14 protein-coding genes are annotated in these 23,003 nt (G+C 36.1%); 10 read left to right on the top strand and 4 right to left on the bottom strand.

Features of this window, described 5'->3' with window-relative positions:
- Position 1: 1 nt before the first annotated feature.
- Both B3P17_RS05165 and B3P17_RS05160 read right to left on the bottom strand, forming a co-directional pair.
- Complete coding sequence (locus tag B3P17_RS05165; protein ID WP_291104121.1) at positions 2 to 742, bottom strand: LytR/AlgR family response regulator transcription factor; 741 nt, start codon at positions 740 to 742, stop codon at positions 2 to 4.
- Positions 723 to 1,790, bottom strand: a complete 1,068-nt coding sequence (locus B3P17_RS05160) for a sensor histidine kinase (protein ID WP_291104118.1) — start codon at positions 1,788 to 1,790, stop codon at positions 723 to 725. Before B3P17_RS05160 ends, B3P17_RS05165 begins: the two co-directional genes overlap by 20 nt.
- A gap of 343 nt (positions 1,791 to 2,133) precedes the next feature.
- Here B3P17_RS05160 and B3P17_RS05155 point away from each other — a divergent pair, with 343 nt between their 5' ends.
- The 10 genes from B3P17_RS05155 (at position 2,134) to B3P17_RS05110 (ending at position 18,457) form a co-directional block, all read left to right on the top strand.
- A complete protein-coding gene (locus tag B3P17_RS05155; RefSeq protein ID WP_291104115.1) occupies positions 2,134 to 6,009 on the top strand; it encodes a hybrid sensor histidine kinase/response regulator transcription factor in 3,876 nt (1,291 codons plus the stop codon).
- Positions 6,010 to 6,144: 135 nt separating this feature from the next.
- Complete coding sequence (locus B3P17_RS05150; RefSeq protein WP_291104112.1) at positions 6,145 to 8,592, top strand: TIM-barrel domain-containing protein; 2,448 nt, start codon at positions 6,145 to 6,147, stop codon at positions 8,590 to 8,592.
- 30 nt (positions 8,593 to 8,622) lie between these two features.
- Positions 8,623 to 10,563, top strand: coding sequence for a glycoside hydrolase family 97 protein (locus tag B3P17_RS05145; RefSeq protein ID WP_291104109.1), 1,941 nt, complete (start codon positions 8,623 to 8,625; stop codon positions 10,561 to 10,563).
- Positions 10,564 to 10,571: 8 nt separating this feature from the next.
- On the top strand, positions 10,572 to 11,906 hold the full coding sequence (locus tag B3P17_RS05140) for a glycoside hydrolase family 43 protein (RefSeq protein ID WP_291104106.1): 1,335 nt from the start codon (positions 10,572 to 10,574) through the stop codon (positions 11,904 to 11,906).
- A gap of 20 nt (positions 11,907 to 11,926) precedes the next feature.
- Positions 11,927 to 13,282, top strand: coding sequence for a glycoside hydrolase family 43 protein (locus B3P17_RS05135; protein WP_291104102.1), 1,356 nt, complete (start codon positions 11,927 to 11,929; stop codon positions 13,280 to 13,282).
- Between the two features lie 93 nt (positions 13,283 to 13,375).
- The gene (locus B3P17_RS05130) at positions 13,376 to 14,188 is read left to right on the top strand and encodes a sialate O-acetylesterase (RefSeq protein ID WP_291104099.1); all 813 of its coding nucleotides are present in this window, start codon (positions 13,376 to 13,378) and stop codon (positions 14,186 to 14,188) included.
- 13 nt (positions 14,189 to 14,201) lie between these two features.
- Complete coding sequence (locus B3P17_RS05125) at positions 14,202 to 15,485, top strand: glycosyl hydrolase family 8 (protein WP_291104096.1); 1,284 nt, start codon at positions 14,202 to 14,204, stop codon at positions 15,483 to 15,485.
- A 20-nt stretch (positions 15,486 to 15,505) separates the two neighbouring features.
- Complete coding sequence (locus tag B3P17_RS05120) at positions 15,506 to 16,660, top strand: alpha/beta hydrolase-fold protein (RefSeq protein WP_291104093.1); 1,155 nt, start codon at positions 15,506 to 15,508, stop codon at positions 16,658 to 16,660.
- A complete protein-coding gene (locus B3P17_RS05115; RefSeq protein ID WP_291104090.1) occupies positions 16,657 to 17,535 on the top strand; it encodes an alpha/beta hydrolase in 879 nt (292 codons plus the stop codon). Before B3P17_RS05120 ends, B3P17_RS05115 begins: the two co-directional genes overlap by 4 nt.
- 220 nt (positions 17,536 to 17,755) lie before the next feature.
- Positions 17,756 to 18,457, top strand: a complete 702-nt coding sequence (locus tag B3P17_RS05110; RefSeq protein ID WP_291104087.1) for an NUDIX hydrolase — start codon at positions 17,756 to 17,758, stop codon at positions 18,455 to 18,457.
- Positions 18,458 to 18,553: 96 nt separating this feature from the next.
- On the opposite strand, the gene B3P17_RS05105 is transcribed toward B3P17_RS05110, so the two are convergent.
- Complete coding sequence (locus tag B3P17_RS05105) at positions 18,554 to 20,917, bottom strand: glycoside hydrolase family 127 protein (protein WP_291104084.1); 2,364 nt, start codon at positions 20,915 to 20,917, stop codon at positions 18,554 to 18,556.
- A 106-nt stretch (positions 20,918 to 21,023) separates the two neighbouring features.
- A partial coding sequence (locus B3P17_RS05100; RefSeq protein WP_291104079.1) for a transketolase family protein occupies positions 21,024 to 23,003 on the bottom strand: 1,980 nt, incomplete at its 5' end.

The raw sequence follows: 23,003 nt of genomic DNA, 5'->3' as shown, positions 1-23,003 counted from the left end.
GTTACTTACCAAAGAGTTTTTTATTGATAACTATTTTAAATAAATCACCGCGCCGGTATTTTGATAGAGGCAGTTCCTTATTTTTTACATAAATTCTACCTCCTTTTATACTGTCGATATGTGAGATATTTACAAGAAAAGACTTGTGGATTCTGAAGAATGATTCTTTAGGTAGCATCTCCTCAGTAGCAGCCATTGTCTGATGTACGATATGAATTTTATCCGGCAGATGAATTTTTACATAATTTTGCATCGACTCTATATACAGTATATCTGTCCATACAATACGTATAAATGAATCGCCTTGCTTAATATAAATATCATTGTCATCATTTTCCAAATTTTGTTTGAAGAGTAACTGCGAAGTATAAGTATTTTTCGCTTTTTGTGCAGCTTGAAAAAAGCGTTGAAAAGCAATAGGTTTCAACAAATAGTCGATAACATTGAGACGATAACCTTCCAAAGCATATTCAGAGTATGCTGTTGTAAGAATAGTTAAAGGCGCAGTTTCCAACGATTCGAGAAATTCAAGCCCAGTGAGATCCGGCATGTTAATGTCAAGGAACATCAGGTCAATTTCCTTTTCTTTGAGTATGGTGGATGCATCGATAGCAGAGAAGCAGGTATCTACAATTTCTAGAAAATCTAATTTGCCAATATAAAGTTTGATTCCTTCTATTGCGCCCGGCTCATCGTCAATAATCAAGCATCTCAGTCGTATATTATTTAGATTCTCCATCATTGCTGAAGTTTATTATAAGTTTCGAATGATAAACATTTTCAGTTTCACTGATTATGAGACTATGTTTATTGGGGTACAAAAGATTGAGACGTTTTTTGACATTATCCAGTCCTATTCCCGAATTGGAAGCTGTTGTTCGTTTTATAGATGATTTTGAATTCTCAACCTCAAAAGTTAATTCTTTATTGTTTTGGTTCAGATTGATGCTGATATATCCTTTTTGTGACTTTGACCGCGAAACATGTTTAAAAGCATTTTCTATAAACGGAATAAGTAGTAGTGGTGGTACTTGCATCTTAGGGTTTTCCAATTGCCAGTTCGCGTTAAAAACCAGGGTGTTTTCCCAACGATACCTCTCAACTTCTATGTAACCTTTCATAAATCGCATTTCATCTTCTATATTCACACTCTCTTTATCAGAGCCATAGAGTTGATAGCGAAGAATGTCTGAATATTTTATGAGCAACGAAGAGGCCAAATCTGAATCTTTTTGTATCAGTATATGTATGTGATTTAGCACATTAAACATAAAGTGCGGATTGATCTGAGCTTGCAAGGATTGAAGTTGAGTTTCCAGATGTTCTTTTTGTAATATAAGATGTTGCTCATAGAGCTTAGCATGCTCAAAATAAAACTTTAGCCCGCCAAAACCAAGATTAACCAGAATAGTCAATGGTAAAAAACCAAATACTTCTGCAAAAAACAGCTCTTTATTTTCTGAATTTTCAGATAATGGCAATATTCCATGTGATTCCAATAAGTAGAATCCCTCTAAAAATAACGACAACAGAATGGATTGAGTAATAGCCATTAGGAAAATCCAGCAGACTATTAGAGGCATTCTGTTTTTTAGGATTGCTCCTGATAATATACGATTGCACAAAAGGTGTGTAGTAACAATTAAAGTTCCCAAAAGAGCAATCGCCGATAATATTTTTTGAAATAAAAATGGATAATTAGAGTCATCTACAGCCCATATGATACCTGCAATAATAATCCATAGCAGGAAAAATACACTGTTGAAGCTTTTTAATTGATACTTTTTCATTTGACAAAGTTAATAGATAATACTCAACAGTAAATGTCCACAAATCACAGGAATTAGACTATTGGTCAAAAAATGCTATCGTATTAATTACATCTGACATTCTCTCTATCATTCTATCAAATATAAAGATTTATTATTTCAGTGTTTTTATGTGTGATCAGTAGGATTCTATTCTTTGTATTTCTTTTTTTTATGGCTTTATTCAATTATATTTGTTATCTGTTTTAGACTTTTGTTATAATCTTAAAGCTGATATCTTTAACTCTTTCTATCCCAGAAATTATATACAAGGCAAAGAAAGTACTATGCCTATTATAGCTTTAATGAATGGACATCATATATCATGAAGAATATTTTACTTTTGCTTCTTTTTTTTATATTTACAATTAGTACACTAGCTGCTGATATCCGATTTTATAATATAAATGATGTTTATGGAACGTCTATTCGTGAAGTATATTCTATAACTAAAGATCACGATGGATTTATTTGGGGTGCCTCCAAAACGGGCATATTAAGGATATCTTCTAATAATTATAAAAAATATCAACTACCCCATAAATCTACTGATATTTATTTTACAAGACTTGATTATTCTGATTCGACATTAATTGCTTATACCAATAATAGCCAGATATTTAAATATGATCCTCTATATGATAGGTTTAATCTAGAAGTAGATTTGAAACGATCATTGAATAACGAATATATTGCTACAAAAAGAGCTGTAGTAGATAAAAATAAAAGTATTTGGATTGGCACCTCGAATGGTTTGTACAAGTATGAGAATCAACAATTGAAATTAAAAGTACACGATGTAGAGATCGTTTTCATAAGTAAATATACTTCAAACAGCTTGTTCTTGGCTACTCCTGAAGGAATGGCTGTTTTTTATACGAATACAGATAAACTCGAGTATATATATAACTATAGTCGGGATAACGAATTGGAAGTTTCCTCATTTTTATACGATGCGCAAACAAATAAAATTTGGATAGGAACAATTTCGAATGGGCTTTGGTCTTATGATCTTAGTAATCGTCAATTATTGAATAAAGAAGCAAATAAATTGCCCAGACAACCTATATTGTCGATAAAAAAAAATACAACCTCATCTCTTCTTATTGGTATTGATGGTCAAGGATTATGGGAGTTGAGCGAAAATGGAGATAAAGTATTGAATATCTATAAAGAAGATGTTAACGACTTTTTCTCGCTTCATGGAGATGGTGTATATGATATATTCTGTGATGATAATGAACGTATCTGGGTGGCAACTTATACCGGAGGTCTATCATTCTTTGAACAAAAAATATTCCCTGTAAACCAAATTACCCATCAAATTAATAACTCAAACTCGCTAATAAATAATCATGTAAATAAGGTAATTGAAGATAAAAAAGGAAATATATGGTTTGCAACGAATAATGGCGTAAATAGATGGAATCCAAAATCAAATAAATGGGATGCATTTTACGATAATAAACAAGAACAGGCTAAAGTCTTTTTAGCCTTATGTGAAGATAATGATGGGAATATTTGGGCAGGAAGTTATTCGTCCGGAGTATATGTTCTTGATGGTGATACAGGAAGAGAACTGAATCATTATTTTCAAGAGAAAGAAGAAAATGGTTTTTCCGGTAAATTTATATCCGATATATTTAAAGACTCTCAAGGTAATATCTGGATTGGAGGCACCGGCAATATTATTTGTTATAAAGAGAAAGAAAAGCGTTTTCGTGTTTTTGATCGTCAATCCATGTATGCTTTTGCAGAGTTGTCGTCCGATAAACTTCTTTTGGCTTGTGATTATGGATTAATATCTATGAATAAAAATACAGGTAATAAAGAGTTACTCTTAAATGATTGTCTTGTACAGGATATTCTTATTAATGGGGATGATATCTGGCTGGGGACTTCAGGAAATGGATTGGTTTACTTCAATTATAAAACAAGAAATTCAAAGAAATATACTATTGAATCAGGATTGACTTCGAACTACATAAATAGCATTATGTTGGACGATGATTGTCTATGGCTTGGTACCGAAAGTGGTTTATGTAGATTCAGTATAAAAGATAAATCAGTATATGAGTACCCATCATCATTATCATTAAAAACAGTATCATTTAATACAAATTCGAAATACAGACAGAAAAATGGGAACTTGATCTGGGGTACAAATAAAGGAGCGGTTATTTTTAATCCTGATTTATTATATAATAATGAAACTAAAGGGAAGATATTTATTCAGGATATAATTATATCAGGAAAATCTATACGACAAAATAAGGATTTATTGAGTGATATACCAATCAATAAAAGAACTGGGTTAACATTGAGGTATGACCAAAATAATTTTACGATCGAATTATTACCATTAAGCAGTTCTTTAAGTGGATATAAATTCTCATGGAAATTAGAAGAATTTGATTCAGACTGGAGTAACCCCAGTGATTTATCCATTCTGACATATACAAATCTCCAGAAGGGAAATTACAATTTGAAAATACGAATGTTTGATAGTTCTGGCAATCAGCTTGACGAACGTTCGTTGTTTATAAATGTAACCCCTCCATTTTGGCAAACATGGTGGTTTCGTCTTATTCTTTTTATAATTATAATAGGAATTATAGCTTACCTTCTAAGGTCATATTCCAATAGGTTAAAACAAAAGCATGCCAGAGATAAGATACGATTCTTTACCAATATTGCACATGATATCCGAACTTCGGTAACATTGATAAATTCTCCGATTGAAGAACTCGAAAAAGATCAAATGATGTCCGAAAAATCTAAATATTACCTGTCTTTAGCACAAAGTCAATCGAAACGTTTACTCTCTGTTGCCACACAATTGCTGGATTTCCAAAAAGTAGATATCGGAAAAGGACAGGTTTTTTTGATGAAGACAGATATTGTAGCATTAATATCTCAGCGATGTTTGATGTTTGAAGAAATGTCAAGAAAGAGAAATATAAAATTAAACTTCTCTTCAAATCAAAATTCATATATTACTGCATTGGATGATATGAAAATAGAGAAAGTAGTAGATAATCTTATTTCCAATGCAATAAAGTATTCGCACGATGATACCCAAGTCGATATAATTTTAACATGTGAGCCTAAACAATGGATTTTAGAGGTTAAAGATTACGGACTAGGAATATCCGAAAATGCAAAAGGTAAATTATTTAGAGAATTTTACAGAGGAGACAATAATATAAATTCCAAAATAGTTGGCTCGGGTATTGGGCTATTACTTGTAAAAAGTTATATACTCATGCATGAAGGCAATATTCTTTTCGAAAGTAAAGAAAATGAAGGTTCTAGCTTTAAAATAGTTGTTCCTTATAAACACGTTGAGGAAGTAAGTCCTAAACCAGCTTTGTCTGAAATGAAAAATAATACAGAATTAAAAGATAACATTTCGCTTTATAAAGATATAGATCAGAAAAATATTCAAGATAAACTAATGTCGATATTGCTTGTGGAGGATAATATAGATCTTCAGAATTTTTTAGCTTGTTCTTTTAGAGATCAATATAATGTTACAACGGCAAGTAATGGGGGTGAAGCGTGGGCAATTATTCAATCCAAATCTTTTGATTTAATTCTTTCTGATATTTTAATGCCTGAGATGAATGGGTTGGAATTGTGTAAATTAGTAAAATCAACATTCGAAACATCACATATACCTGTTATACTTTTAACATCTCTTGCCGAAAAAGAAAATCTGATAGAAGGATTGGATCTTGGTACAGATGATTATATAACAAAGCCTTTTGATATCCGTATTCTTAATTATCGAATCAGTACAATCTTAAAAAATAGAATTATAGTCCGGGATAAAGCTCTAAAGCTAATTAGTCAATCTGATGCAGAGCAAGATATTTTCCTAAATGAGTTGAATGATAAATTTATAAAAAAAGCATTGAGTATAGTTCATGAAAATATGTCAAACACTCAATTTGGGAAAGACGAATTTGCTTCAGAAATGCACATCAGCTCTTCTCTTCTATATCAGAAACTGAAGGCACTTACAGGACAATCACCTATCGATTTCATCAGATCAATAAGATTTAATCATGCCTTGGAATTATTGAAAACACACCAATATACTATTTCGGAGGTAAGTGATATCTGTGGCTTTTCGAGTAATAATTATTTTAGCACAGCATTCAAAAAATATTTTGGAAAATCGCCAACAGAAATATAATAACACGGCATGTAATCGGAATAAACAGGCTGATTTGTCTAAAATGTAAGGTTTTTTATCTGAAATCAAACATGAAAAAGTGAGTTCTGATATTAGTTTTGTTAAATCATATTTGTTAATGAAATCTAATATACAATGAAACCCAGTCTCATTTTTTTACTTCTATTTCTGACATGTGGCTATACTTTGCCGTCAATAGCTCAAAATTATCAGGATACACAATTCGGTATTCGAACTACCATAGATGGCATAGATATAGAGCTTCGCTTTTATACCCCATCTTGTGTAAGAATTCTAAAATCTCCACAAAATCATCAATACAAAAAGGAAAGTCTTTCGGTTATTGAGAATAATCGTACTGTAAATATCGAAAAAAAGCAAAAGGGAGATGAGCTTATATTGAAGACTCCTTCAATGCATGTTACTCTGGATTTAAAATCCGGACAAATGTTTTTTTACAATGCGCAAAATAGACTTTTGCTAAAGGAAAAAGGTAAGCCTGTATTTACGGATTTTGATGATGCCGGAGAGAAAACGTTTTCGGTCTCTCAAAAATTTGCTCTTGAAAAGGATGAATCAATTTATGGTTTAGGACAGCTGCAAAATGGAAAAATGAAGCAACGAAATTTAACCAAATATTTAATTCAGGGAAATGTAGAGAATGTTGTAACATTTTTCCAATCAAATAAAGGCTATGGTGTATTTTGGGACAATTATTCTCCAACTACATTTAAGGATGATCAAGAAGAGACTTCTTTTTTCTCTGAAGTAGGAGATTGTGTTGATTATTACTTTATGTATGGCGGAAATTCGGATGGAGTAATTGCTCAAATGCGCGAACTTACAGGACAAGTACCTATGTTTCCGTTATGGACATACGGTTTTTGGCAAAGTAAAGAACGATACAAAAGTCAGGATGAAACAGTTGGTGTTGTAAAAAAATATAGAGACTTGGGCGTTCCTCTTGATGGAATTATTCAAGATTGGCAATACTGGGGACATAATTATCTGTGGAATGCGATGGACTTTCAAAACCCACTATTTAACGATCCTCAAAAAATGGTTGATGATATTCATTCGATGAATGCTCATATGATTATTTCTATTTGGTCGTCATTCGGTCCTGCAACAAAGCCTTACAGAGAACTCGACAAAAACGGATTACTCTTTAATTTTACAACATGGCCTCAGTCCGGTATGGATACTTGGCCTCCTAATATGGATTATCCATCGGGTGTGCGTGTATATGATGCCTATAGCCCTAAAGCACGAGATATCTATTGGAAATATTTAAATAGCGGTCTTTTTAAATACGGAATAGATGGCTGGTGGATGGATTCTACCGAACCCGACCACTTGGACTGGAAACCCGAAGATATGGATATCAAAACTTATCTCGGTTCGTTTAGAAAAGTGCGTAATGCATTTCCTTTGATGACGGTAGGCGGTGTTTATGATCATCAGCGGGCTACCTCTTCCGATAAGCGTGTATTCATACTTACCCGTTCTGGTTTTGCCGGTCAGCAACGATATGGAGCTAACGTTTGGTCTGGGGATGTTAGTTCATCTTGGGAATCTTTACGCAATCAGGTTCCGGCTGGTCTTAACTTTTCTATTTGTGGATTGCCTCATTGGAATAGCGATATCGGAGGTTTCTTTGCCGGTGCTTATAATAAAACGTGGAATGACGGCAGTGCAACTCGTAATCCAATGTTTCAGGAATTGTATGTTCGTTGGTTACAATTTGGGGCTTTCAATCCGATGATGCGTTCGCACGGAACAGATACTCCAAGGGAGATTTATCATTTCGGAACAAAAGGAGAGCCTATTTATGATGCTATTGAAAAAACGATTAATCTGCGCTACGCGCTTTTGCCATACATTTATTCTACCTCATGGGAAGTAACGAATAAGCAGTCTAGTTTTATGCGAGCTTTAGTAATGGATTTCCCGAATGATCCTAAAGCTTTAGACCTGAATGACGAGTTTATGTTTGGTAAATCAATCCTTGTAGCTCCTATCGTGAAAGCACAATATACGCCCGAAAAGATTGTAAAGGTAAATGAAGAAGAAGGATGGAACAGAGATCAAGCAAAAGATGCGGATGGCAATATGGTTGTTGATTTTAAAGCGAAAAAGCGTACTCAGGTATATCTCCCCGCAGGAACTACTTGGTATGATTTCTGGACTAATCAACAATATAAAGGCGGACAAAGAATAGAGCTGGAAACATCTATCGATAATACTCCATTATTTATTAAAGCCGGAAGTATTATTCCATTTGGACCAAAAGTACAATATGCCACAGAGAAACAATGGGTTCACTTGCAACTACGTGTATATACAGGTGCTAACGGGTCATTTGTTCTTTACGAAGATGAATTTGACAATTATAATTATGAAAAGGGAGAATATACTGAGATTCCTATTATATGGAATAATGCTTCCCGTACCTTAATTATCGGAGATCGAAAAGGATCTTATAAAGGGATGTTACTTAGTCGAAAATTCACAATAATTCTTCAGGATGCTACCCAGAAGACAGTTGAATACGATGGTAATAAGTTAGAAATAAAATTTTGATATATACTTAAATATAGAATAAAAGAAAAAATGAAAAGAATTGTTTGTTTAGTTTTTATAGCCTTTTTTATGTTTCAGGCATATAGTCAGAAAGCAACAGTGACTAGCCCTGATGGACTATTATCGGTAAATATTTTCCTTGATAATGGGATTCCTATGTATGCCGTTGAGTATAAAAATAAGGCTATGCTCGAAAAGTCTCCATTAGGTATTATTACAAATGAAGGTGATTTTAGTAAAGGACTCGAATATATTTCAAAAAAAGAGGGAGCAGTAGATAAAAAATATACACAAGATAAGATAAAGCAATCAGAGATCCATTATAATGCAAATTCTTTGATTTGCACATTTCAGAATCCAAAAGGGAATCAAGTATCTATCCTGTTTCAGGTTAGTAACAATAACATTGCTTTCCGTTACGAACTTCCGGAATGGGGTGAGAGAAAGGCTTGTGTTATAGAAAAGGAAGCTACCGGTTTTAAATTTCCTCAATCGACTACAACCTTTTTGTCATATATGATGAGTCCGATGCAAGCTTTTGCTCGTACTTCACCGAGTTACGAAAGTGGTTATACCAACGATGAACAAGTAGGAAAACCAACCCACGAAAATCAAGGATATGTTTTTCCCGGTCTATTTCGTATAAATGATGCCGGCTGGGTTCTTGTTTCAGAAACAGGAGTCAACAGTTTGTATTGCGCATCACATTTAAGTGATGGTACGCAAGAAGGCTTATACACAGTAGCATTTCCGGATAAAAGGCAAAATAACGGATTTGGCAGCACTGGTGCTCAAGTTAGTTTGCCCGGTATTACACCTTGGCGTACGATAACTGTAGGAGAAACTCTCAAACCTATTGTAGAAACTACTATTCCATTTGATGTTGTTGATCCTCTATATCAAGCAAGCCAATCATATAAATATGGTCGGGCAACTTGGAGTTGGATTGTATGGCAAGATAATAGTATGAACTGGGATGATCAGGTAAAATATATTGATTTAGCTTCCGAAATGGGATACGAATATATTTTGATTGATGCATTATGGGATGTAAATATCGGCTATACAAAAATTGAAGAGTTGATAAAATATGCGAAGTCAAAAAATGTAGATGTGTTCTTGTGGTATAATTCTAATGGAGGCTTTAATGATGCTCCTCAAGGGCCAAGAAATAAGATGAATACATCTATTTCGCGTAAAGAAGAAATGAAATGGCTAAAGAAGATTGGGGTTAAGGGACTGAAAGTTGACTTTTTCGGTGGTGATAAGCAAGAGACGATGCGCTTGTACGAAGATATTCTTTCAGATGCTAACGATTATGGACTGATGATTATTTTCCATGGATGTACTCTTCCTCGTGGTTGGGAACGCATGTATCCGAACTATGTGGGTAGCGAGGCTGTATTGGCGTCTGAAATGCTTGTGTTTTCGGAAGGTATACGAGAAAATGAGGCATTCTTTTCCTCGCTGCATCCGTTTATTCGCAATACGGTAGGATCTATGGAGTTTGGTGGTGTATTCCTGAATAAATACCTGAATAAAGGGAACAAACAGGGACAAAAGCGATTAACGACCGATGCTTTTCAGCTGGCAACAGGTATTTTATATCAGAATGCTGTTCAAATGTTTGCTCTTACACCTAATAACCTTACAGATACACAAGGCTTCATTCTTGATTTTATGAAAAAAATACCTACAACTTGGGATCAGACATTATATATTGACGGATATCCGGGGAAATATGCTGTGATTGCCCGCCGTAATAAAGATCAGTGGTATGTTGCCGGAGTAAATGCCTTGAAGGAAACTCAGAAGTTAAAATTAAACTTACCTATGTATGCCGGTAAGAAGATTAAAATGTATAATGATGATAAAAATAGAGAAACCTATTTGAAGGAAATAGAAGTGAAACAGAATGGAGATATAGAAATATCTATTTTGTCTCAGGGAGGATTTGTATTAACTTATTAAAATAAATTATGAATATAAGATTAACTCTTTTAAGCTGTTTTGTGTGTCTTTTTGTTATTAATTTATCACAAATTAAGGCACAGTACCCACTTATACAGACAAGATATACAGCCGATCCGGCTCCAATGGTACATAATGATACCGTATTCCTTTATACCACCCATGACGAGGACGATTCTCAGGGATTTAAAATGCTCGACTGGTTGCTTTATACCTCTACGGATATGGTAAACTGGACAGATCATGGGACTGTTGCATCATTAAAAAGCTTTAGTTGGGTTACAAAAGATAATGGAGCTTGGGCTCAACAAGTTATTGAACGAAACGGTAAATTCTATATGTATTGTCCGATACATGGGCAAGGTATTGGTGTTTTAGTATCTGATTCTCCTTATGGGCCATTTAAAGATCCTATAAACAAACCACTTGTCTGGCAAAAAGAACATTGGGAGGATATAGACCCTACCGTTCTTATTGATGATGATGGACAGGCATATATGTATTGGGGGAATCCGAATGTTTATTATGTGAAACTGAATGAAGATATGATTTCTTATTCTGGAAATATTGTGAAATTAGATAAGAATCCTGAACATTATCAGGAAGGACCTTGGGTATATAAACGGAATGGACATTATTATATGGCTTTTGCCGCTACTTGCTGTCCCGAAGGATTAGGGTATGCCATGAGCGACAAACCTACAGGCCCGTGGACAACCAAAGGATACATAATGAAACCAACCCAGCGTACTAGAGGAAACCATCCTGGTATAATCGATTATAAGGGTAGTTCTTATGTGTTTGGGTTGAGTTACGATTTAATGCACCTAGAAACCTTTAAACATCATGAGCGTAGGTCGTCTATGGCAGCAAAAATGCATTATAATGTGGATGGAACCATTCAGGAAGTTCCATATTGGACAGAGAATGTATTAGAGCAAATTGAATTATTTAATCCGTATCGCAGAGTGGAAGCCGAAACTATGGCTTGGGGATATGGTTTGAAAACGGAAAAGATGCCTGATGGCAGAATTTGTCTTACCGGAATTGATGATAATGAATCATTGTGTGTTCGTGGAGTTGATTTTGGTAAAGGAGCAAAAGAATTTTCAGTGCTTGCTGCATGTAATGTAAATGGTGGTTATATCGATATTCGCCTAGATAGTACCAGTGGACCTTTGATCGGCACATTAGAAGTAACTCGTTCGGGCGCAATGGACCGGTTTAAGCTGATGTCGTGTGCAGTAAATGGTGCTAAGGGGGTACATGATCTTTATTTCTGTTTTAGAAGCACCTCTCAGAAAAATAACTTGTTCTTCCTTGATTATTGGGAATTTAAATAAAATTAGAATCCGAAAAAAATATGAAAGAGAAAATATACTTAATAATGTTGGCAATATTTATGCCAACATTATTGCAATCACAGAATCCGATCATACAAACGATGTATACAGCCGATCCGGCTCCAATGGTGTATAATGACAGATTATATGTTTATACAACTCATGATGAAGATAACTCTACATGGTTTACAATGAATGATTGGAAGTTGTATTCTACAGATGACATGGTTAACTGGACAGATCATGGTGTAATTCTGAAATATACAGACTTCGAATGGGCTAAAGGTGATGCTTGGGCTCCTCAATGTATCGAGCGTGATGGGAAATTTTATATGTATGTACCTGTTATATCCGGAATAAATAATAGGGGGGCAATAGGCGTTGCAGTGGCAGATAGTCCGTATGGTCCTTTTTATGATGCTCTTGGTGAACCTTTAGTACAAACTGAATGGGGAGATATAGACCCTACAGTATTCATTGATGATGATGGTCAGGCTTATCTTTACTGGGGAAATCCTAAGTTGTACTATGTTAAGCTAAATGAAGATATGATCTCTTATTCGGGTGATGTAGTCCGTGTTCCGATGGTTGCAGAATCATTCGGCAAAAGAGAAAATAATCCGGAGAGACCGACTTCATACGAGGAAGGGCCATGGTTATATAAGCGTAATAATCTTTATTATTTATTTTGGCCGGGAGGACCTTTACCCGAATTTATAGGATATTCGACAAGCAAAAGCCCTATAGGACCATGGAAATATGGTGGTATTGTTATGCCTACAGAAGGTAAATCTTTTACAAACCATCCCGGAGTGATCGATTTTAAAGGAAAAACTTACTTTTTCTATCATAATGGAGCACTGCCCGGTGGAAGCGGTTTTACAAGGTCTGTCTGTGTTGAGGAAATGACGTTTAATACAGATGGTTCTATCCCTCAATTGAAAATGACAGAAGGAATTAAGCAAGGAATAGGGACTCTCAATCCTTATCGAAAAACAGAAGCCGAAACAATTGCTTGGTCTGAAGGTATAAAGGCATCTCAAAATAAACAGGTGGGAGTATTTGTAACCGCAAAAAAGGATGGGGCATATATAAAAGTTAGAGATGTTGATTTCCAAAACAAAGGAGCTTCTAAGTTTTTTGCACGAATAGGAACCACTCATAATGCGAATGTTACATTTGAAATTCGTCAAGATAAACTAGACGGAGCCTTACTCGGTACAATAAAAGTTCCACGTACCGGAGGCTGTGACAGGTGGAAGTTGGTTTCGATTGATGTTCCTAAGATAACAGGTGTACATGATTTATATTTCGTATTCAAAGGGCCTCAGAATACTGATGTCATGTACTTTGATTATTGGAGGTTTGCTGAATGATATAATGCTTTTATAATCAATTATATCTTTAGATTTTACTATTAAATATGCATTTATATGAAAAAAAATATTTTTTTTATTGTATTGTTTTTTATGTCACTTCATATGTCCATTGTGGCTCAGGAAAAGTTTCATGTTTTTTTATGTTTTGGGCAATCCAACATGGAGGGGCATGCGAAGATTGAAGCACAAGATACTATTGATATAGATGGTCGTTTTATGATGTTGCAAACTGTTGACTGTCCTGAACTGGGACGTTTTAAGGGAAACTGGTATAAAGCTATTCCACCATTAGCACGATGTCATACAGGACTTAGTCCTGCTGATTATTTTGGAAGAACGATGGTTGCAAATCTTCCGTCAGATACGAAGGTTGGTGTAATCAATGTTGCGGTAGGTGGTTGTAGAATAGAACTCTTTGATAAAGAAAATTTTCAATCTTATGTAGATCAATCTCCAGAATGGCTCAAAAATATGGTTAATGAATATAATGGCAATCCTTATGCCCGATTGATAGAAATGGCTAAGCTGGCTCAAAGTCACGGTGGTGTGATTAAAGGTATATTACTTCATCAAGGTGAGTCTAATAACGGAGAGACTGATTGGCCGGAAAAAGTCAGAAAAGTATATGACAATATACTAAAAGATCTCAATTTCGAGCCGAATTCAATCCCCTTACTAGCTGGAGAACTATTAGATGAAGAACAATATGGGGCATGCGCAAACATGAATTTAATAATAAATACTTTACCCAGCGTTATACCGAATGCCCATGTCATTTCATCAAAAGGATGCGAAGGGGTTAAAGACCGATTGCATTTTAGTGCTGCCGGATATCGAACTTTAGGAACTAGATATGCAGAGAAAATGCTGCAATTGTATAAAGAAAGTTCATTAAAGAAGTAATTAAAGTGTACTTATGGAAAAATATTATTCTAGATTATTATTCACGGCCCTTTTCTTGTTTTCTTTGATATCGTGTAATCATAATAAACATATCGAAGTCACTCCATGGGAGATAGGAGCTTTTGAATCCCAGAAATATAGAAATCTTTTTACTGAAGTAGGATACTCTAAAGAACAGGTTGATGAGAAATTACAGGGAATATTTCAAGGTATCTTTTTCGGTCCGAACAAGATTTACTTTGAAGTAGGAGATTCGATGGCTTACATATCAGATGTCAAAAATAATGATGTGCGGACAGAAGGAATGTCTTATGGAATGATGATTGCTGTACAACTGAACAAGAAGGATATTTTTGATCGTTTATGGCGTTGGAGCAAAAAGAATATGCAACATCAAGATGGACCTTTTGAAGGTTATTTCGCATGGAGTTGCAAAACTGATGGGACACCTAATGCAAAAGGACCGGCCTCTGATGGAGAGCTCTATTATATTACTTCTTTGATATTTGCATCTAATCTTTGGGGGAATGATGAAGGGATCGATTATTTGAAAGAAGCTCAGAATATACTTAACTGTTCGATGAACAAGGGTGGGGGAAAAGAAGGAGTGACTAACCTTATCGATGTAGAGCATAAGCTGATTACTTTTGTGCCTTTCAGAGGTGCCGCTCTGTTTACCGATCCATCATATCACATTCCTGTATTTTATGAAATTTGGGCTAAATGGGCTGCAGATGGACGTTCTGATTTTTGGAAAGAATGTGCTCGTTCTAGCCGAGACTATCTGCATAAGGCTGTACATCCTGTTACAGGCTTAACTCCTGATTATTCATATTACGACGGGAGACCATTTCGCACTGAATATGGTATTGTAGGTGAAGATTTTCGATTTGACTCTTGGAGAGTCCCTTTGAATATAGCATTAGATTATTCGTGGAGTTGTGCAGACAAAGAATGGCAACAAGACTACGGCACTAAGATACAAAGTTTCTTATACTCTCAAGGGTTGGAAACATTTGTAGACCAGTATACGATTGATGGAGGAATGGTTTCTGATACATTACCGGCAGGGAACTATAAAAAGAATTTAAGACACTCCTTAGGATTAGTTGCTACAAGTGCTGCAGCAACTACAATGTCTACTTATCCTAAGAGGAGTGAATTTGTTCATCATCTTTGGAATTCTGAACATAAGCCATACGAAGATGGATTTTTCGATGCATACTATGATGGACTATTATATTTGTTTGCTTTTATGCATTTAAGCGGAAACTATAAAATAATATTTCCGTCCTAACTATTAAATATCTAATTATTATGAAAAACTGTATTTTTCTGTTTGTTTTAGTTCTGTCTATTGCCTCTAATGCCCTAGCACAAGACTTAGAGGGAGGGATTTCGTCTGAGTACAATATTCCTGAAGGTCAATATCCTATAGTGAATAGAGATTTAAGTGCTACATTCCGCATCCAAGCTCCTTCTGCGCAAAGCGTGCAAGTTGATATATGCGGGAAAAAATATCCGATGACAAAAGATGCAGCTGGTATATGGGAAGCAACAACAGACCCATTGGTGGTAGGATTTCATTACTACTTCTTATTAATAGATGGAGTATCTGTAGTAGATCCCGCTAGCCAGACGTTTTTTGGTTGTGGAAGAATGGCGAGCGGCATAGAAATTCCGGAACCTAAAGCAGAATCTGTCTATTATTTGTATCAAAAAGATGTTCCTCATGGACAAGTTAGAGAATGTTATTATTTTTCGAAAGTAGAGGAGAAGCAACGTAGATGTTTTGTATATACGCCTGCCGAATATGAAACGAATCCTACAAAACGTTATCCTGTACTGTATCTTCAACATGGTATGGGCGAAGACGAAACCGGCTGGAGCAGACAAGGAAAAATGGCATTTATTTTAGATAACCAGATAAGTGAAAAGAAGTGTGTTCCGATGATTGTTGTAATGGATTATGGTAATTGTGGATATATACATGGAACTAAAAAAGGAGAATCTCAAAAGGAGTTTGGAGCATTATTTACCCCAATACTTATGAATGATATTATACCTTATATTGACTCAAATTTCCGGACCCTTTCGGATAGAGATAACAGAGCCATGGCTGGTTTGTCGTGGGGAGGACATCAGACATTTGAGACTACATTAAATAATATAGATAAGTTTTCACATATAGGAGCCTTTAGTGGAGCTCTTTTCTTTTTGAAAGAAGACAATCTAAAGAAAGCCTACAACGGTGTTTTTGCACAGCCCGATGTTTTCAACAAAAAAGTTCATACTCTTTTCTTAGGTATGGGTTCAGAAGAGGGAATGGGCAGCAAACGCATCAGTGATTTCTTAAAGGAAAATGGTATAAATAATAGATATTACGAATCTCCAGGAACTCATCATGAGTGGCTTACTTGGAGACGGTGCCTTAATCAATTTTTACCTCTAATATTCAAACAAAAACGATGAAAAAGCTGTTCTTTCTGTTCAGTATATCTCTGATTTTATTAGTAAGTTGTACTACATCTAAGGTGAAATCATTTGTAGATAACAATTATGATGCACCTATTGGCTTCGATCTACGCAAACCGGATGTAAGGTATGGTGTAGTTAACGATGTCAGCTATTTTTCGAAGACAACCAATAGCAATAGGCTCGCTAAAATAATTTTACCGCCAAATTATGATAAGAATAAGAAATACCCGACCTTATATCTTCTTCATGGTTTGGGTGGAAATGAGAATGACTGGTTTGGCGGCAATCCGGATCAAATTATATCGAACTTACTCCATGAGGGAAAATGTAAAGAAATGATAGTTGTTATTCCCAATATCAAAGCCAGGCATGATAGTGTGAAAGTTGCCCCGGAGTTTTACTCTGTCCAACATTTTAAGGAATATGATAATTTTTTGAATGACCTTAAAAATGACCTGTTGCCATATATAGAGAAAAATTATCCGGTGCTTTCCGGACGAGATAATCGTGCTGTAGCAGGTCTATCCATGGGAGGTCGTTCTGCTCTCCATATTGGAATAGAAATGATTGATGAATTTGCATATATCGGAGCATTCACTCCTGCAGTAGGTGTTCTGCCTTATGATGTAGAGAAAGGTCTTTTTACACAAGAAACGCTTACTGTGCCTTCAAAGTATAAGAAATCGACTCTGATAATGATAGTAAAAGGAAGCAATGATGATGTCGTAAAAGAATGGCCAGAAGTATATAATAATACACTTAATAAGAATGGAATAGAGCATATCTATTACATTACACCCGGAGGGCACGATTTTGATGTATGGAAGAATAGCCTGTATAATTTTGTCAGACGAATATTTCAAGAATAAACAAGTTTTACTTATTAGAGAATATAATATAGTTCGTAGTTAAGTGTTTAGCTATCTGTGTCTTTATTCTAGTTGTTGTCTATTCATATTTTTGTCGGATGATGCAATATTATATAATGAATACGGGTCGGATAAATAATTATAAAAAAGATGGTATATTTGCATGTAATAAGTGTTTATTATACACTCTATTGTTTGTTTTTAATTTAAATAAATTGAGATGACACCATCATTCTATAAAGAGCAAGAAAAATTCTATATATCCGTCGACTGTATAATACTTGGTTTTAAAGACGATAAAATGTATTTACTTATTTCGAAGCGAAAATTTAATCCATTAGAAGGTCATGATACACTCATGGGTGGATTTTTGCGTTCGAATGAACATCTTAATGAAACAATCTCTCGTGTTGTTTATGAATATACCGGTATTCAGAACGTATATATGGAAGAGGTTGGTGTATATGGTGATATTAATCGTGATAAAGGAGAACGGGTTGTGTCTATCGCATATTATGCATTGATTGATCTGGAGTTGTTCGATGATAAACTTTGTAAGGTCCACAATGCCAGATGGGAAGAAGTGGATAAGGTTGGAGAATTAGTTTTCGACCATAACCAGATGCTATCAGATACATTAGTGATACTTAGACGAAAAGCGGCGACTCAGCCTATCGGTTTCAATTTATTACCTGAAAAATTTACTTTACCTCAATTGCAATCCCTTTATGAAGCAATCTATCAAACAAAATTAGATAAACGTAATTTTAGAAAGAAGATGCTGGAAATGAATGTTTTGGAAAAGCAACAGGATAAAGATAAATCAACCTCGAAGCGAGGTGCTTTTTACTACAAATTCAACAAAGAAAAATATGATGAATTATTGAAAAAAGGGTATTCCTTTTTTTCTTATGTTGATTAATATTTGGTGTATACCATTAATGTTATTATAAAAAGAACCAAGACGCAGCTAGTCTTGGTTCTTTTTTACTTTAATATGCAAGGTAATACTAAACAGCTATTTATCTTCTAATAACCTAACCTCTACAATTCTTGGTGTTGTATATCCTTTGTTTGCAGTAAATTTAATATCTAATATATCCTTTGTCCTCTCACTTTGGGGGATATCTAATAGTATAAATTGGATTCCCGATTCTGGCTTATTATCTATGCTTAGATTCTGAATTTTCTCCCCATTGACCGAAATTTCATAAATACTTGGTTTATCAGAAGCCTGATATTTGACATATAGAACATTGGCTTTCTTTTCTTTATTTTTCATTTGATAACTAAACCAACCTTTTGCTTCTCGCCAGTGAATGTTCTCGAATGATCCTGCATTCGATTCTTCGAATTGTATAAAGTGATCTGATTCCGGTTGTTGTTCTCCACAAGCTACCTTATCTATGGTTTTAGAGTCTAATTTTATACGTTCTTGTTCCTCTCGCTTTATTTGTTCATGCAAACTAGCTAATCCTTCAGTTGTTGTTTGGGGCAAATATATAATATAGCGAGACTCATGCAGTCTGAAAAAAGGAATAAATTCCAATTCTGACGGATATTTGGTGGAATAAAGGCTACTCAATTTGAAAGTCACAGGCTTACCTGGTACAGGTTTAATTTTTGAAGTAATATCTTGTTTATCGCTAACCAGTAGAGGCATTTCGGACAAAGGAAGAAGAGTTCCGTGTGCTATATGTCCGCCACGACTATCATCAGCAAACAAACCAGTCATATCTTCCTGTCCTGTTTTCGCAGCAAGAACAATTGGTCCATATCGAAATGAGTAGTAATTTGATTTGTCAGGAAGTTGCTCTGCAACAATAGTCATCGGTAATTCTACGCTTATACGATCTCCTTTTTGCCAAGTTCTTTTTATTGCAATATAACCATCCTTTTCACTTGCAGAATATGTTTTTCCATTGAGTCTAATTTTCATTGTTCCTTTTTCTACCCATGATGGGTAGCGTACATACACTGTAAATTCACTTTTTTTCTTAGAGTTTACAGTGATTTCTGTTTTTGATTCGTCGGGGAATTTATTATCCTGAACAATCTCAACATTTTTTTCTTTCCAGTTTAATGAAGAAGGAATGAATAGGTTTACATATAAAGCATCACTTGTGTGTGCATAAATCATTTCTCCATATTTTGCATGGCTTTCTATTCCAGATCCAACACAACACCACATACTGGTTTGAGGCTGCGAATATACACGATAATGTCCGGGGCGCATTTGTGTGAAATAAACTAAGCCGCCGGTTTGAGGATTTTGACTTGAAAGGATATGATTATATAATGCTTTTTCGTAATAATCAATATATTTCTTATCTAAGGATGTTTGATAAAACATTTTAGATAGACGTAGCATATTGTATGTATTACAAGTCTCCGGGCCTTCATTACTTGTTATCATACTCGAAAAATCATTTGTTGGGTGGAAGTGTTCTCTTACACTATTTCCGCCTATACATACCGAGCGATGTTCTACTACGGTTTCCCAAAAGAAACGAGAAGCCTCCGACCAAGATTCATTTCCTTCAATATCAGCAATTCGTTTAAAGCCCAGTACCTTAGGGATTTGCGTATTCGCATGTAAGCCCGTTAGTTTATCTTCATGAGCTAATAATGGGTTTAGTATTAACTGGTGAGAAAACTGATGGGCTAATTTCAAATATTTTTCATTTTGGGTTATTACGGCAACATCCGCAAAAGTTTCGTTTAATCCTCCATGTTCGCTGCGCAGCATATCTTGTATTTGCTCTTCAGACAAATTCGATACTAGTTTTATAGCCCAGTCTGTCATTTTAATCAACATATCCTTTGCTGTCTCATTGCCTGCAATAAGGTAGGCATCACGTAAGCCTGCATAAGTTTTATGAATATTGTAGAGAGGAACCCACCTGTTATTTAGCCCAAAACCAGAGGCTCGAATATCACCTTTGGCTATTTCATCCCAAATAGCTTTTCCGCCCGGAACACCTCCAATGTATCCATTACCATTTTCATCCTGACATCGTTTCAATTCACTTATCATATAGTCAAGACGATTTTTTATCTGTTCATCTCCTGTAGAAGCATACATTAAAGCTAGAGCTGAAACATAATGCCCTCCGATATGTCCGTCAAGACCAGTGTTTTCCCAGTTCGTGTAACTCTCTGCCTTTTTTTGCAATCCAGCTTCTCTTAAGAATGGTGCCAAAAGTCTATCTGCATCTAAATCTAAAAGATATTTTTTATCAAGATCCTGTGCCCTTTTGAAAGGACTATCCAATAACGTTATGTCTTTCAGATCAAAATATTTTATTTTAGGAGTAGTTTCCTGAGCACAAAAGTGAATGACGCAAACGAAAGAGAATATTGTTGTAAATAATTTCTTCATTGATATTGATTTAATTTCTATACATAAATACTATTAAAAATAGATAAGCTGATATACTTCTGGTTGGTTAACGAGCCATTCTGTATATCAGCTTTGCTTTTTTATATTACTTCAGATATTCTTTGACCTGTTTATATACATTATCAGGTGTAAATCCTAGTTTTTCGTCGAGTACTTTGTACGGAGCAGAAAACCCGAAAGAGTTCATACCCCAAATTTTGCCATTGTCGCCAACCAGCCCAAGTAATGTCACGGGTAGCCCGGCAGTCAATCCGAACTTTTTCTTGTCCTTCGGCAATACGCTTTCCTGGTATTCTTTGCTTTGTGTGCGGAATACTCCCTCGGATGGAACGGAAACAATACGTGTTTTTATACCGTCTTCTTTCAGTAGTTTTGCTCCGTCAACGAGTGTCGATACTTCCGATCCTGAAGCCAGTAGGATGATATCGTAATTGGCATCTTCCTCCACTATATATGCTCCTTTCTCTGCTTGGAGAGCTTCAGTATACCGATTTTCTTTTGCCGGCAGGTCGTTGATGTTCTGACGCGAGAAAATCAGTCCTGTCGGGCTTGTTTGATTCTCCATTGCCATTTTCCACGAAACGGTTGCCTCTGTAACATCCGCCGGACGCAGTACCAGCATGGAGTTGTGCCCGTTGTGATTTTGCAATTTCTCCAACAGACGAATCTGGGCTTCCTGTTCTACGGGTTCATGTGTCGGTCCGTCTTCCCCTACACGGAAAGCGTCGTGCGTCCAGATAAACTTAACCGGCAGTTCCATCAGAGCAGCCAGACGTATGGCCGGTTTCATGTAGTCAGAGAAAACAAAGAAAGTTGCACAAGCCGAAATGATACCGCCATGCAGTGTCATGCCGATACACAGACAAGCCATTGTCAGTTCCGATACCCCTGCCTGCAGGAATGCCCCCGAGAAGTCCCCTTTTTTCATGCTGTGGGTATATTTCAGGAAACCGTCTGTTTTATCCGAGTTGGAAAGGTCGGCAGAGGAAACAACCATGTTCTCCACTTGCTTTGCCAACACACCCAGCACGGTTGCCGATGCCGCGCGAGTCGCCTGATTTGGTTTTTGCTCTATGGCTGCCCAATCGATTGCCGGTGTATAGCCACTGAACCATTTCTGCATTTTTTCGGCAAGCTCAGGATTTTGTTTAGCCCAGGCTTCTTTTTCGGCGTGTTTCTTTGTCACTATTTCTTCGAGTTCAGCCTTACGTTTGGCATATAGCTCTTTTACTTCGGGGAAAATAACGAACGGATTTGTGGGGTCACCTCCTAGGTTTTCGATTGTTTTCTCGAAAGAAGCCCCGGCAGCACTTAGGGGTTGTCCGTGGGTCTCAGTCTCATTTTCGAAGCTTGAACCGTCTGCTTTAATAGCACCTTTACCCATGATTGTTTTACCGATAATAAGGGTCGGCTTTTCTTTTTCAGCTTTAGCTTCTGTCAGAGCAGCACGTATTTCGGAGGCATCATTACCTTTGATGGTGATCACTCTCCATCCCCATGCCTGATATTTAGCGGCAACATCTTCTTCTGTTACTTCTTTGGTTTTGGTAGATAACTGTATTCCGTTCGAATCATAGAACATGATCAGGTTATCAAGTCCCAGATGTCCGGCTGTACGCCCTGCTCCTTGCGAAATCTCTTCCTGGATACCTCCATCCGAGATGAATGCATATATGGTCTGATCCATACGCTCACCAAAGCGATGTTTTAAGAATTTCGCAGCGATTGCGGCTCCTACGGCAAAAGTATGTCCCTGGCCCAGTGGTCCGGATGTATTTTCTATTCCGCGGTTGATATCTCTCTCAGGGTGTCCGGGAGTAACGCTTCCCCATTGGCGGAATTGTTGTAAGTCTTCGAGTGTGAATTTTCCAGTCAGGCACAATGTGCTGTAAAGCATAGGTGACATGTGTCCGGGGTCGAGGAAAAAACGGTCACGACCTTCCCATGTGGGGTTTTGCGGATCGTAAACGAGAAATTCAGTGAATAAAACATTGATGAAGTCCGCTCCACCCATTGCTCCCCCCGGGTGTCCTGACTTCGCCTTTTCAACCATTGAAGCCGACAG

It is taken from the genome of Dysgonomonas sp. UBA7630, from assembly GCF_002483985.1.
In the GTDB taxonomy this organism is placed as follows: domain Bacteria; phylum Bacteroidota; class Bacteroidia; order Bacteroidales; family Dysgonomonadaceae; genus Dysgonomonas.
Note: the sequence above shows the minus strand (reverse complement) of the source record. Positions and strands in the feature narration are given on the sequence as shown.